We start from the raw sequence: 13,411 nt of genomic DNA on the forward strand, positions 1-13,411 counted from the left end.
GCCGCGTGGGCCGGGCCTTCATCTTCGGAGGGGCCCCCGCAGTCAGCCTCCTGTGAGGGCGCCGCGCCTACCCTTCACACCGGAAAAACTGCCCACGACCTCCGCTTGCGCCCCCGAAAGGAAGGCATGTCCGCACCCCACCTCTGCCCCGCCTGTCCGCCCCCCCCCGCCGAGGGGCGTGGGTCCGCCCTGGTCCTCCATGTCGGCTGAACCGTCGGCCGAATCCGGGGTCCACCCCCTGCTGGAGCGCGACCTGCGGGCGCTGGGGCTCGACGAGACCGCGCCGCCGGACCCCGGGGCGTGGCGGCAGCTTCTCTCGCGGGTCTCGGAGACCTGCGCCCGGGTCGACGCGGACCGGGCGCAGGCGGCGCGCGCCGGGCAGGAGCAGCGGGCCTTTTACGAGGGCATCCTGGGCCGCCTGCCCGTCGAGGTGGTCGTGCTCGACCCGGGGGGCCGCTACCTGTTTTGCAACCGGGCCGCCATTCGCGACGACACCATCCGGGCATGGATCATCGGCCGCAGCGACCGCGAGTACGTCGAGCACCGGGGCTTCGACCCGGAGGTGGCACACCGCCGCGAGGCCCAGTTCCGGGCGGCGGTCGAGGGGGGGCGCCCGGTCTCCTGGGAGGAGACGTTCCCCGGCTCCCCCGGCCCCCGGCACCACCTGCGGCACTTCAACCCGGTGTTCTCGCCGGACGGGCGGCTGGAGCTGGTGCTGGGCTACGGCCGCGACATCACCGAGCGCCGCGAGGCGCAAGAAGCCCTCGAGCGGCTCAACGGCGAGCTGGAGCGGCGGGTCGAGGAGCGCACCGAGGAGCTGCGGCGGATGGGCGAGCAGCTTCAGCACGACGCCTTCCACGACGCGCTGACCGGGCTGCCCAACCGCGCGCTGCTGCGAGACCGGCTGGGGCAGGCCATCGAGCGCGCCCACCGCCGACCGGGGGGGCAGTTCGCGGTGCTGCTCCTCGACTGCGACCGCTTCAAGGGGGTCAACGATTCCCTCGGGCACACGGCGGGCGACGCCCTGCTCGTCGAGCTGGCGGGGCGGCTGCGGGGCTGCGTGCGGCCCCTGGACACGGTGGCGCGCATGGGCGGGGACGAGTTCGTGATCCTGCTGGAGGAGGTGGACCCGGCGGAGGCGCTGCGGGCGGCCGAGCGCGTCCAGCGGGCCCTGGGGACGCCACTGTCCCTGGGGGGCCAGGACGTGCAGATGTCGGCGAGCATCGGGGTGGTCCTCGCCGACCCGGCACACGGCGGTCCCGAGGACGTGCTGCGCGACGCGGACATCGCCATGTACCGGGCCAAGGCGCGCGGCCGGGCGGGGCACCAGCTCTTTACCGCCGAGCTGCGCGCCGAGGCGCAGGGGCTGATCACCCTGGAGCGTGACCTGCGCGCCGCCGTGCGGGAGGGGCAGCTCACGGTCGAGTACCAGCCGATCGTCGCCCTGGGCAGCGGGGAGCCGGAGGGCTTCGAGGCGCTCGTGCGCTGGTCGCACCCCACCCTGGGGCCGGTCTCCCCCGCCCAGTTCATCCCGGTCGCCGAGGAGAGCGGGCTGATCCTCGACCTCGACCGCTGGGTGCTGCGCGAGGCGTCGGGGCGAATGGAGGCCTGGCGGCGGGAGATCCCGGGCCCGGGCCCCCTGAGCCTGAGCGTGAACTTCTCCGGCCAGCAGTTCGCCCAGCCCGACCTGTGCGAGCGGGTCGAGGAGATCCTGCGCGAGACCGGCTTCGACCCGCGGCGCCTGAAGATCGAGATGACCGAGAGCGTTCTCGTGCAGGACTCGGAGGTCGCCCGCGCGAACTTTGACCGCCTGCGGGCCCTCGGGATCGGGCTGCACATCGACGACTTCGGGACCGGCTACTCCTCGCTGGGCTACCTCCAGCACCACCCGGTCAACGTCATCAAGATCGACCGCTCCTTTATCACGCGCATGTCGTCCAGCCCCGAGAGCGCCGAACTCGTCCGCACCATGATCGGCATGGCCCGGCACCTCGGCCTGCGGGTCGTTGCCGAGGGCATCGAGTCGGCGGAACAGCTCGGCGCCCTGCGCGCGCTGGGCTGCGACTACGGGCAGGGCTACCTCTTCTCCCGGCCGCTCGGCGAGGGGGCGGCGGCCCTGTTCTTGCAGGGCGTGCGCGGGGCCGCGACCAGCCACGGGGTCACCCCCTGAGCCTGCCCGCCGGACCAGGGCCAGGGCGGGCAGGCTTCAGATCAGGAACCGGAGGGGGCTAGGAGGTGGAGACCCCCTGATTGCCCGCCCGCCTGAAGGCGAAGCCCAGCAGCGCGAGGGCCGCCAGGGCCAGCAGCGCCCACGGCCCGGCCGCGCCCAGGCTATCCGCCAGCGTGCCCAGCGGGTTTGCCAGCCCCACCCGGTCCCCCAGCCAGCCCAGCGAGGCCAGGACCGCGAGCGACGCACCGAGGGTGCGCACCGGGGTATAGAGCCTCGTTTGCGCCAGCAGGATCAGCCACGGCATCGTCACGGCGATGACGATGAGCTGCATCGCCTCGATCCCCAGGTTGAACCCCAGCAGACTCAGCGCCGTCTGCCACGGGCTGAGGTCGAGTTCGGCCAGGGTGGAGGAAAAGGCCAGCCCGTGAATCAGCCCGAACCCCCCCGCGATGACGAGCTCACGCCCCGGGAAGATCGGCCGCAGGGCGTGCACGGCCGAGACCAGGATCGAGACCGCGATCAGCGCCTCGATGGGGGCATCCGGCACGTTGACGATCCGCAGGGTGCCCAGCAGCAACGTCAGCGAGTGGCCGACGGTGAAGGCGGTGGTGATCTTGACGATGTTCAGCAGCGAGCGCCGGGGGCCGCCGAACGCCCCCCAGTGGGGCCGACGGTTCATGACGGCCAGCAGTGGGGCGGGCAGCAGCAGGGTGAGCAGGAACAGGAGGTGGTCGGTGCCCTCGGCAATATGCTGCATCCCCAACTTGAAGATGCCGACGAAGCCCTGCCAGGCGTTGCCCTGCGCTTGATTCACCGGCAGGAGCGGTACCTGTCCGGTACGCGGGTCGGTGCGGATGACGCCGACCTCGACGTTCTCGTTGCCGCTCTCCTTGTTCAGCCCGCGTTCCCAGTCGCGCCGGATGGACACGAGGACGCTGTGGGTCACCACCTGATGCACGATGGCGTCGTACCTCAGCGTGAAGGCGCGGGTGCTCGCCCCGGCCGGGGGGGTGAGCTGCACGGGCACCACGAATTCCTGATACGGGCCGGTCGCGGCCTGCTGCACCTGCGAGAGGGTGGGCTCGCCGATCTCGACCGCCCAGGCCTGCCCGGAGGGCGTGGTGGCGGCGAGGTGACGCCGCAGGTAGGTGCGGAGCTGGGGGCCGTACTGCTCCAGCGCCGAGGCGTTGCCGAGCAAGTTCCAGCGGGTCGCCAGTTGCAGCTCGTTCAGCGGCAGGGCGAGGTCCGCCGTGACCGACGACGGGTGGAGGTCGAGCTGAAGGGTCGTCGTCGGCATCGGGTGGGCGAGGCCGCGCCCCGGCAGCAGGGCGAAGACGAGGGCGAGGAGCCAGCTCAGGAGGGGGGGTCGGGGAAGGGTCAAGGCGTCACCTCGGGGACGGGGGGGGGGGCGGGGAGACGGCCCGGCCCCCCCGCCCGGTCCGGCGGCGTTCAGAAGGAGAAGCTCGCGCCGTAGTCGCGGGTGTGGTCGCGCCAGACGGTGTGGTAATGGATCTGCGAGCGGTACACGATGCCGTTCTGGCACACGAACTCGATCCAGACGCTGGGGCCGTCGATGCGGACGTAATCGGCGGTGCTCGTCAGGCCGGTGCTCCCCGAGTAGGCGATGTACGTGCTGTCCAGCTCGTTCTCGTAGATGCCGAGCAGGGCGGCGGCCGTCGTGTCGTCCACGTCCTGCACCCAGGGCTTGATGGCCGCGAGCACGAGGGCCTTCTGGTCCGCGCTCAGCCCGCTCACGGCGAGGCCCGACTTGGTGCTCGGGAACTGGCCGTCCTCGCCCGGTCCCAGCAGCACGTCGCTGAAGGTCTGCGAGAGCTTGGCGGAGGCGAGCTGGGTGCTGCTCAGGCCCGCGAGCATGTTCACCATGCCCTGCTGCTCCTGGTACAGCGGCGCGTAGGTGGTCGTGCTCCCGCTCGTGCCGGGGGCCGGGCACCCGCTGGTGATGACGTTGACCGTGCTTCCCGTCACCGACCAGCACTTGGGCTCGATGCCGGTGAACTTGGGCGTGGCGCCCGTGACCGCCCCGGCGTTGTAGGTGATGTTGTAGGCGAGGTGGTGCCCGCCGAACTGAAGCTGCCACTGCCCGGTCGTGCTGGGCGTATTCAGGAAGGCGAGGTAATACAGGCCGCTGCCGTAGCCCGACTGCGACCCGGCCAGCACGTCGTCGGCGGCGAGAAGTTGCGTGGTCTCGTCGTAGCCCTCGTTCGCGGCCGTGCCGGTGGCGGCCTTCACCACGGCGAGGGCGGCGGCCCGCTGGGTTTCGGTCAGGCTGCTCAGCGCCAGGCCGTTGCGGGTCGCCGCGCCGACCGGGAGGTTGGACCACGTGGTCGAGTTCGACTCGGTGCGGGTCAGCACCACGCTCGACTGCTGGCCCGTGGAGAGGGTGGCGAGAAAGGCGTTGGCGGCGGTGACCACCTCGGCGGCCGTGCCCGTGCTGATCGGGTCGCCGCCCGTGCCGGTGTCCGTGCCGCCGCCGGTGTCGGTGGTCGTGGTGCCGCACCCGGCGAGCAACAGGGCGAGGCTGAGGGGAACGGCGAACAGAGCTTTTTTCATACGGCACCTCTTTCGGGGGAGGGGAGGGACTGGGGCTAGAAGCTGTACTCGCCGCCGTAATCACGCGTGTGGTCACGCCAGACGGTGTGGAAGTGAAGCTGCGAGCGGTACACGACGCCGTTCTGGCACACGAACTCGATCCAGACGCTCGGCCCGTCGATCCGCACGTAGTCGGCGTTGTTCGTCAGCGCCGCGTTGCCGGAGTAGGCGACGTACGTGTCGTCCAGTTCCCGCCCGTACACGGCGAGGAGCCGCGCGGCGGTGGCGTCGTCCGCGTCCTGCACCCAGGGCCGGATCGCGGCGAGCACCCGGGCCTTTTGCGCGGCGCCCAGCGTGCCGACCCGCACGCCCGCCTTCGCCGCCGGGAACTGGCCGTCCCTCCCCGGCCCCAGCAGCACGTCGCTGAAGGTCTGGGAGAGTCTGGCGGCGGCGAGCTGGGAGGTGCTCAAGCCCCCGAGCAGGGCGGCCATCCCGTCGTGTTCGCTCCTGAGCGGCGCATAGGTCGCGCCGCCCGCCGTCCAGACCCTGGGTTCGACGCCCGTGAACCTCGGGGTGGCACCCACGACCTGCCCGGCCCGGTAGGTCGTGTTCACCGCGAGGTGGTGGCCGCCGAACTGGAGCTGCCACGTGCCCGGGGTGCCGGGGGCGCCCAGGAAGGCCAGGGCGTACAGGCCGCTGCCGTAGTCGTTGCCCGTGAGGCCCCCGGCGGGTGGTGTACCGCCCGGCGCCCCACCGGGAGGCGGACCGGCCGGGGGCGTCCCCGTGGCTCCCGCCGGGCCCGCGGGCGGCGGACCCCCGCCCCCGACACCGGCCGTGTTGCCCGAGACGTTGAGCACGTCGTCGGCGAGGCGAAGCTGCAACACCTCGTCGTAGCCCTCGTTCGCCGCCGAGCCCGTCGCGGCCCTCACGACCGCGAGCGCGGCGGCGAGCTGGGTGCCGTTCAGGTCGCCGAGCGCGACGCCGCCGCGCGGCACGAGGGCGACGGGGAGGTTCGACCAGCGGGTCGCGTTCTCTTGGGTCGCGGGCAGGACGGCCCTGGCCCGCTGCTCGGCGCTCAGCGTGGCGAGGAAGGCGTTCGCGGCGCACACGACCCGGGGCGCTCCGCTGGCCGCCTCCGCACACCTCGCGGGAAGGGTGACGTCGCGGCCCGTGAGACGCAGGCCCGTGGTGACCACAGTGCCGTCCGTCCGCAGGGTGGCGGCCGGGGAGGTGGGCCCGGCCCCTCCGGCGCGCGCCGTGCAGGCGAGGCGGACGCCGAGGGCCGCCGTTCCGACGAGGAGCGCCAGGGTGAGAGGACGCTTCATGATGCCTCCTGAAACTGGGGGGAGCGGGGGCCGCGAGGAAACAAGCCTCAGGCCCCCCAACGTCCAGTTGTACGGGGGACTTGTTCAGAACCGGAGTAGTCTGCTGGCCCGCAGCCCGGAGCGCCCCTTAAGCTGCCGCACAGAAGGGGGAAAGCGCGTGCCACATCTGCTCGTCATCGAGGACAACCCGGACATGAGCGCCCTGCTGCACGAGTATTTCGGGGCGCTGGGGTATGGGGTCACGTCGGCGCGGGAGGGGCGCGCGGGCCTGCACGCCGCCCTGCATACCCGGCCCGACCTGATCGTGCTCGACGTGATGCTGCCCGGTCTGGGCGGGCTGGAGGTGCTGCGGCGGCTGCGGGCGGAGTCGGACGCCCCCGTCCTGATGCTGACGGCCAGGGAGGGAGAGGCCGACAAGGTGCTGGCCCTGGAACTGGGCGCGGACGACTACGTGACCAAACCCTTCTCGGTGGCCGAGCTGCTCGCGCGGGTGCGGGCCCTGCTGCGGCGCTCGCAACCCGGCGGCGAGCGCGGGCCCCTGCGGCACGGAGTCCTGAGCCTTCATCCCCTCACCCGGGCGGTTCGTCTCCGGGGGGAGGTCGTGAACCTCACCCGGGTGGAGTTCGGGCTGCTGCACCTGCTGATGCTCAGCCCACAGCGGGTCTTTACCCGCTCGGAACTGCTCACCCACCTTCAGGAGGAGGGCGGGGGCTCGGAGCGCACCATCAACGTGCATGTGCGCAACCTCCGCGCCAAGCTGGGAGAGGACGCGGAGCTGCTGGAGACGGTCTACGGGGTGGGCTACCGCCTGCGGGAGGCGCCGTGAGGCGCTTGCGGACCCGGCTCGTCCGCGCCTTTACCCTGGTCAGCCTGCCCGCCCTGCTGCTGCTGGCCGGGGTGACCTTCCTCTACGCCCGGCACGCCTACCTGGCGCTGCGCCGGGGCGAGGTGCTGCGCGAGCTGGACAACAACATCCGCCGTCACCACCGGGCCACCGGCTCGCTGGCGGGCTTGCAGCCGCAGGAGCCCCCGCTGGAGGAACGCAACCTGGAGCCGCAGCGGCGGCCCCCACCGCCGTCCTCCCTTCCCCCCTTTCTGGTGCTGGACCCGGCGTTCCGGGTGGTGGGCGGCGTCGCGGGGTACCCGGCGGGCACGGTCCTCCCCGCCGCGCGGCGGGCCGGGCTGCGGGAGGTCAGGGTGAACGGGCGGCCCATCGCCTACCTGTACGCCACGGGGACGCCGCCGCCGCTCGACGCGCAGAGCCGGGCGTTCCTGCAGCAGACCGCGCTGCTGCTGCTGGCCGCCGTGGGGCTCTCGGCCCTGCTCGCCACGGGGCTCGGGGCGGCCGTCTCCCGCCACCTGCTCGCGCCGCTGCGCGCCCTGCAACGCGGGGTCCGTTCGCTGACCGTGGGCCGCGCGCCCCACCCCCTCCCGGCGGGTCCCCCGGACGAGCTGGGCGAGCTGCTGGCCGCCTTCAACGCCATGACCGCCGAGCTGGAGCGCCGCCGGGTGGCGGGTCGGCAGTTCAGCGCCGACATCGCCCACGACCTGACCACGCCGCTGAGCGTCATGCGGGCCTCGCTGGAGGCCATGCTGGAGGGCACCCTGACGCCCACGCCCGGGCGGCTGGCCCGTCTCCACGCCCAGACGGGACACCTGCTGCACCTGACGGGGGACTTGCGCCTGCTGTCGCTCGCGGACGCGGGGGACCTGACCCTGCACCGCCGGGAGGTCGACGTGGCGCGGCTGCTCGGCGAGGTGGCGGCCGCCTTCGAGGACCGCGCCGGGCAGGCCGGGGTGACGCTCACCGTTCAGGCCGCCGGGGGACCGCCCGCCCGCGTGGACCCCGTGCGGATCACCCAGGTGCTGCACAACCTGATGCAAAACGCGCTGAACCACACCCCGGCAGGCGGCACGGTGACCCTGACCGCCGGGGTCCGGGGCGGCGGGTGGCGGCTCACGGTGCAAGACACCGGGCGGGGCATCGCGCCGGGGCATCTGGAGCGGGTGTTCGACCGCCTGCACCGGGTGGACGAGGCCCGCACCACCCCCGGCAGCGGGCTGGGCCTGAGCATCGCCCGCACGCTCGCCGAGGCGCACGGCGGCACCCTGACGCTCGAAAGCCGCGTGGGCGGGGGCACGACGGCGACCCTGACGCTGCCCCGGGGTTCCCCCGCCCCTCCCCCGGGGGTTTGAGCCCCAGGTCCAGCGCTCAGCCGCGGCCCGGCGCTCCCTGCCCGAGCCAGGCGTGCAGCACGTCGCTCACCGTCACCACTCCGAGGAGCCGCTCACCCTCCCCGAGGACGGGCAGGCCGTGGACGCCCTGCTCCAGCATCCTCGACACCGCCTCGCGCAGGGGAGCACCCGCGGGCACCTGGCCTCCCGGGGGGCGCATCAGGTCGCGGGCGGCCTTGCCTTTGAGGAAGAACTGGTCGCCGAGAACGGTGTCCCCGTGGGCGGCCTTGGCCCGGTCGACCGCCGCGCCCAGGTCGCGCTCGTGGATCACGCCGACCAGACGGCCACCCTCCAGCACGGGCAGCACCCGCAGCCCGGTGACCCGCAGCCGGGCGGCGGCCTCGCCCGCGGGGGCCCCGGCCTCGACGTTGACCGTCGTGGCGGTCATGTGTTCCTGCACGGCTCCCCAGGTGGGGGGCGTCTCCCGCAGGGCGGCCGCGAGCACGTCCGTCAGGGTGAGCATCCCGACGAGCCCGCCCGCGTCGTTCAGGACGGGCAGGCCCCCGACCCGGCGCTCCAGCATCACGCGCACGGCGTGTTCCAGCGGCTCCTCCGGCGTGGTCGTCAGCACCGGGCGGCGCATGGCGTCGCGCACCCGCACCCGCCCGGCGCGGTGGGCGAAGTCCCAGGGGCTCAGGCCCTCGTGCAGGGCGGGGAGATGGCGCCGGACCTCGCCGTCGGTCAGCAGCCCGACGAGCTGCCCCTCCAGCAGGACCGGCAGCCGCTTGATCCTCAGGGTCTCCATCTTGACCACGGCGTCGGGCAGGGACTCGTGGGGGTCGGCGGTGATCACGCGCGTGTGCATGGCGTCCTGAACGAGCATGGGGTGCCTCCTTCTTCTCGGTGGGCCCAGGGTCCGCCGGGGGGGTTACCGGGGCATTACGGGGGAGGGGGGACCGGGCCGCGCGTGTCAGAGTTGGGGAAGCCGGGGCGAAGTACCGTGGGGCCGTGTGGCGTGGGAAGCCGTGGGTGGAACCTGGCCTGGAGGCCGAGGGCTGGAGGCTGCGCTGCTCCCTCGCCCTCGCGCTCGTCGCCTGCCTCGCCCAGACGGCGGTCGCGCTCCTCGACGCCTTGCAACCGGGGCCGCTGAGCCCCCTGGCCTGGGAGTCCACCTTCGGGGCGCTCTTTTGCGCCGGGCTGGTGGCCGCCCTGCTCTCCGGGCGCGTCTCGCTGCAAAGCCTGGAGGTCGCGGTCACCTGGATCGTCTCGGCCGCGCTCGCCGCGCAGCTTCTCCAGAGTGCGGCGCTGCCCGCCCCCGTTGCGCCGCGCCTGTACTTCGTCGGGCTGTTCGTGATCCTCTGCGCCGTCCAGACCTTCGCCGTGAGGCCCGCCCTGGTCTGGACGTTCGTCATCCTGGCGGCCTTCAGCGCCCTGGCCCTGACGCGGCCCCCCCCGACCGACACGACCCTGCTGCTGGAGATGGGCGTGGCCGTGGCGCTCGTGTGGCAACTGGCGATCTTCGGGCGGCAGGTCACCCGCGAGCGCGTGCAGCGCCAGGAGTACCACGTGCTGGCGCTGACCGATCCCCTCACCGGGGTGGCGAACCGCCGGGCCATGTACCGCCACCTGGAGGGGACCCAGGGGACGGGCCGGACCTTTGCGGTGGTCTTGCTCGACCTCGACCACTTCAAGGCGATCAACGACCGCCACGGGCACGCCGTGGGCGACCGGGTGCTGCAACGGGCGGCGCAGGTGCTGCGGCGGGCCCTGGAGCCGGGCGATCACGTCGCCCGCTGGGGCGGCGAGGAATTTCTGGTGCTGCTCCCGGGAGCGGACGAGGCCCGCGCGGCGCAGGTCGCGGCCCGGCTGTGGCGGGCGCTGCGGCACGCTTCCGGGGAGGACCTGCCGCCCTTCACGGCGAGCCTCGGCGTGGCGGTCGCCGGGCCGGGAGACGCCCTGAGCGGCGTGTTGCAGCGTGCCGACGCCCACCTCTACCGCGCCAAGGCGCAGGGGCGCGACCGCTGGAGCCTGGAGACGGTCCCCGCCCTGTGACGGCCCCGGAGACCCGGCTCGGCCGGGGGCGCGCCGGGGAGGGTGAGGGGGCGCGGCGTTCGTCTCCTGCGCGGCGGAGGGGGGTGGGGGACGACGTGCGCGGCTGTGCCTCCCCGGCGGCTGGTTCCGGGTCCGCGCCTGAGGTAAGGTCGTCTCATTCCCCACCTGCCGCAAGGAGAGTCCCTTGACCAAGCTCACCCGACCCAGCCTGCTCCTGCTCGCCCTGCTGAGCCCCGCCGCGCTCGCCCAGGGCAACCCCCTCTCGGGCAATCCCCTGTCGGGCATCTTCGACCGGGTGGCCGGACAGGCGCAGAGCGGTCAGCCCGCCCCGGCCGCCGCGGCCGCGCCCGCAAACGAGAAGGTGCTGACCTACCAGCCCTCGCCCAGGGTGAGCAGTGAGCTGCGGACCCAGTTCGTGAACGGGCTCATCACCGGGGCGAAACAAGGCGGCACCCTGAGCGCCGCCAACGAGCGGCAGCTTCGCGACGGCCTCGCCCGGGTGGACATCGCCGCCGAGTACGGCAAGCTCCTGAAACCCAGGGGCTACGACGTGTACAACGTGGCGACCGCCCTGACCCTCTACGTGGTGAGTTCCTTCGAGGTCCTCGACGGGGTGCAGACCACCGACGCGCAGGACCGGGCCACCTACGAGCAGTTCCGGGGCGCGCTGCTCACGATTCCGGGCGTCGCCCGGATGACGGACGCCGACAAGCAGAAGTTCGCCGAGGGGCTGATGTGGCTCACCGCCTTCCAGTCCAACGACGTGGAGCAGGCGAAGAAGGGGACGCCCGGCTACAGCCTGGAGAAAGTCAGGGCGCAGATCAAGGGTACCCTCCAGGGCTTCAGGCTCGACCCCGACCGGATCCGGCTGGGTGAGAAGGGCCTCCAGGCCCGCAAGTAGGGGCGGGGGCGCTGGGCAGGACCGGGGGCCGATGCCGCCGGGAGGTGCGCCCGCCCGGTCTGTCCCCACACCGTCTCCGGGAGCATGGGGCGGCCTGAAGCCCGTGTGCCCCGAGCGCTCGGGGCCGGGCAACGGCCAAGGCGGCTTCATGCCTTTCTGAACGCCCGGGTCGGCCGGGCGGGGATGGTCGGGGGACCGGGCGTCAGACCAGACGGCTCCGGCCACGAACCCTTTCGCCAGGAGGTCCCACCATGACCCGGCCCCAGGACGACGATGTTCAATTCTCCGAAACGGCTTCCGCAGAGGGCGAGGCCCAGACGGATTCCCAGCCCGCCGACATGGACGGGAACGCGGAGGCCGGCGAGCACGGCCGGCCCTCGGACGACTCCGACCCCGGGCATAGCTGAGGGCACGGTCGAGGGCGGCGGGGCACCGGCCTCGCGCGGGCGACCGACCCGGGGCGGACCTCAGTCGGCGGCGACACCGGTCCCGGCGAACGTCTCCTCGACTCCGGCGTGCCCCAGCACGTCGAGGGCGAGGCGCCACAGCAGTTCGGGCACCGTCCGGAAGGCGTAGGGGGCGTGGATGCGCTCCAGCCGCTGGTGGTAGTCCCGCCCCCAGGGGCCGATGTTGACGACCGGGAACCTCAGCGCGCCCTCCGGCACGGGGTCCACGTGGGCGGGGTGCGGCGTGTGGGCCGCCACGCAGGCCTGCTCGCGCGGGTCCGCCGCCTGCCCCAGGAAACTCATGTCGGAGATGCCCGCGAAGTAGCCCCGCACGCGCAGGCTCTCGCCCGTCTCGCGGGAGAGCCCCGCCGTGTGCCGCTCGACGGCCTCTCTCAACACCTCATCGGCGAGGCGGCCCGACAGGTGGGAGGCCGGATAGTGCAGCGCCCCGAAGCCCAGGATGATCGCCGGACCCTCCAGCCCCGCCAGCCCGAGGAGCGAGACCGTGATCTCGCGGCTGGCCCGCAGAGGGTCGGGACCGGACGGACAGGCGGCGACGACGGCCCGCACGGCCTCCGCACCCGCCCGCGCCTCGGCCCGGCCCCGCAGCTCGCCGAAGGTCAGCACGGGGGGGAGTTGGCACCCCAGGGACGCGGCGTTGAGGCTTCCCGCCCGGGCGGCCCGGGTTCCGAAATCGCGGGCCGCTCGTTCGGCCACCTCGCGCGCCACTTCCGCGAAGAGGGCGAGCACCTCGCTGGGGGTGCGGCGCAGGGTCAGCACGTTGAAGGCGCACCACACCCAGGCCGGGGTGGTCACGTCGTAGCCGCTGCGGCTGTCGCGCAACTCCAGGCAGGCGGGGGCGGCGGCCCGCTCGGCGCCCACCTCCTCGGCGAGGTCGGGCGATGCCTCCACCCGGCGCAGGAGTTCGGCGGCGAGCAGGGGGGCACTCACCCCGTCGAAGGGGTAGGCCGCGTGGGTGGGCCGCCCCACCACGAGTGCGGAGAGCAGCACCTTGCCCACCGTGCCCAGGTACGCCGCGCGCCCCTCCTCGCCGCCCCCCACGTCGGCGGTGGCGTCGAGGTTGAGCCCGGCGACGATCTCCAGCCCGAGGTCGCGGGCCAGCCCCGGCAGGTCGTGGGCCACCGCGCGCGCCCCGCTGGAGCGGCCCTCCTCGTCGGGGGTAGCGACGAGCAGGAGGTGGCCGGGCCGCTCGCCGGGGGGCAGGCGGCTGTAGCGCTCCAGCACCGCGAGCCCGGCGGCGAGCCCGCCCTTCATGTCGAGCAGGCCCCGCCCCGGCAGAAAGTCCCCGCCCGTCAGGTCCGCGAGCGCGAGCCGTTCGGCGGCCCCCAGCGTCTCCTCCCCGGCGAGGCTGCGCGTGATGCTCTCGGCGAGCGCCCGGGCGTCCCCCGCCAGCGGCCGCCACTCGCCGTAGTCCTCGGTGCCCACCGTGTCGTAGTGCCCGGCGAGCAGCACCGTCCGGTCACTCTGCCCGCGCACGAGCGCGTAGAGGTTCCACGCCCCGTGCCCCGACCGGGCCGGACCCAGCCACACGTCCTCCGGGTGCCCCGCGAATCCCGGCCAGCCCCGCACCTCGGCCAGCAGCCGACCCGCAAATTCCGACTCCCCCGGCGTCCCCGTCACGCTGGGCCAGCTCGTCAGCAGCAGGGCAAGGTCGCGGGTACGGTCGAACCAGTCGGGGTGGGCGGATTGGATCATTCCGGGGGCTCCTGAGAGGGATGAGAAAGACTGGGCAGGGGACGGGTCGGCTTCATCGAGCCTCCACCCGAGCTTA

11 protein-coding genes are annotated in these 13,411 nt (G+C 73.5%); 6 read left to right on the forward strand and 5 right to left on the reverse strand.

Annotated features, from left to right (window positions below; genetic code table 11):
• Positions 1-199: 199 nt before the first annotated feature.
• On the forward strand, positions 200-2,170 hold the full coding sequence (locus tag IC605_RS16480) for a putative bifunctional diguanylate cyclase/phosphodiesterase (RefSeq protein WP_216326635.1): 1,971 nt from the start codon (positions 200-202) through the stop codon (positions 2,168-2,170).
• A 58-nt stretch (positions 2,171-2,228) separates the two neighbouring features.
• Here the strand turns inward: IC605_RS16480 and IC605_RS25185 are convergent, their stop codons facing one another.
• The 3 genes from IC605_RS25185 to IC605_RS16495 form a co-directional block, all read right to left on the reverse strand.
• The gene (locus IC605_RS25185) at positions 2,229-3,551 is read right to left on the reverse strand and encodes a HupE/UreJ family protein (protein ID WP_216326638.1); all 1,323 of its coding nucleotides are present in this window, start codon (positions 3,549-3,551) and stop codon (positions 2,229-2,231) included.
• Between the two features lie 68 nt (positions 3,552-3,619).
• Positions 3,620-4,741, reverse strand: a complete 1,122-nt coding sequence (locus tag IC605_RS16490) for a DUF3500 domain-containing protein (protein ID WP_216326641.1) — start codon at positions 4,739-4,741, stop codon at positions 3,620-3,622.
• 35 nt (positions 4,742-4,776) lie between these two features.
• On the reverse strand, positions 4,777-6,045 hold the full coding sequence (locus IC605_RS16495; protein WP_216326644.1) for a DUF3500 domain-containing protein: 1,269 nt from the start codon (positions 6,043-6,045) through the stop codon (positions 4,777-4,779).
• A gap of 157 nt (positions 6,046-6,202) precedes the next feature.
• On the opposite strand from IC605_RS16495, the gene IC605_RS16500 reads away from it, so the two are divergent.
• Together IC605_RS16500 and IC605_RS16505 are read left to right on the forward strand one after the other, a co-directional pair.
• Complete coding sequence (locus IC605_RS16500; protein WP_216326646.1) at positions 6,203-6,871, forward strand: response regulator transcription factor; 669 nt, start codon at positions 6,203-6,205, stop codon at positions 6,869-6,871.
• Positions 6,868-8,241: a sensor histidine kinase gene (locus IC605_RS16505; protein ID WP_216326649.1), complete on the forward strand. Its 1,374-nt coding sequence runs from the start codon at positions 6,868-6,870 to the stop codon at positions 8,239-8,241. The genes IC605_RS16500 and IC605_RS16505 overlap by 4 nt, the downstream gene beginning before the upstream one ends.
• A gap of 16 nt (positions 8,242-8,257) precedes the next feature.
• On the opposite strand, the gene IC605_RS16510 is transcribed toward IC605_RS16505, so the two are convergent.
• Entirely contained in the window at positions 8,258-9,103 is an 846-nt protein-coding gene (locus IC605_RS16510; protein ID WP_216326652.1) for a CBS domain-containing protein, read from the reverse strand.
• Positions 9,104-9,228: 125 nt separating this feature from the next.
• On the opposite strand from IC605_RS16510, the gene IC605_RS25410 reads away from it, so the two are divergent.
• The 3 genes from IC605_RS25410 to IC605_RS16525 all read left to right on the forward strand — a co-directional run bounded on the left by IC605_RS25410 (position 9,229) and on the right by IC605_RS16525 (position 11,580).
• Positions 9,229-10,272, forward strand: coding sequence for a GGDEF domain-containing protein (locus IC605_RS25410; RefSeq protein ID WP_216326656.1), 1,044 nt, complete (start codon positions 9,229-9,231; stop codon positions 10,270-10,272).
• A gap of 184 nt (positions 10,273-10,456) precedes the next feature.
• The gene (locus tag IC605_RS16520; RefSeq protein ID WP_216326659.1) at positions 10,457-11,173 is read left to right on the forward strand and encodes a DUF6683 family protein; all 717 of its coding nucleotides are present in this window, start codon (positions 10,457-10,459) and stop codon (positions 11,171-11,173) included.
• A 251-nt stretch (positions 11,174-11,424) separates the two neighbouring features.
• Positions 11,425-11,580 (forward strand): hypothetical protein, encoded by a 156-nt coding sequence (locus tag IC605_RS16525; protein WP_216326662.1) that lies wholly within the window; start codon positions 11,425-11,427, stop codon positions 11,578-11,580.
• 60 nt (positions 11,581-11,640) lie between these two features.
• On the opposite strand, the gene IC605_RS16530 is transcribed toward IC605_RS16525, so the two are convergent.
• Positions 11,641-13,335, reverse strand: coding sequence for a M20/M25/M40 family metallo-hydrolase (locus tag IC605_RS16530; protein ID WP_216326664.1), 1,695 nt, complete (start codon positions 13,333-13,335; stop codon positions 11,641-11,643).
• Positions 13,336-13,411 lie beyond the last annotated feature (76 nt).

Source organism: Deinococcus aestuarii, from assembly GCF_018863415.1.
GTDB lineage: Bacteria > Deinococcota > Deinococci > Deinococcales > Deinococcaceae > Deinococcus > Deinococcus aestuarii.

Excerpts from the sequence above, each read along its gene's own strand:
- IC605_RS16480 (WP_216326635.1), top strand. The coding sequence starts at position 200 with ATGTCGGCTGAACCGTCGGCCGAATCCGGGGTCCACCCCCTGCTGGAG.
- IC605_RS16490 (WP_216326641.1), bottom strand. The coding sequence starts at position 4,741 with ATGAAAAAAGCTCTGTTCGCCGTTCCCCTCAGCCTCGCCCTGTTGCTC.
- IC605_RS16495 (WP_216326644.1), bottom strand. The coding sequence starts at position 6,045 with ATGAAGCGTCCTCTCACCCTGGCGCTCCTCGTCGGAACGGCGGCCCTC.
- IC605_RS16510 (WP_216326652.1), bottom strand. The coding sequence starts at position 9,103 with ATGCTCGTTCAGGACGCCATGCACACGCGCGTGATCACCGCCGACCCC.
- IC605_RS16525 (WP_216326662.1), top strand. The coding sequence starts at position 11,425 with ATGACCCGGCCCCAGGACGACGATGTTCAATTCTCCGAAACGGCTTCC.
- IC605_RS16530 (WP_216326664.1), bottom strand. The coding sequence starts at position 13,335 with ATGATCCAATCCGCCCACCCCGACTGGTTCGACCGTACCCGCGACCTT.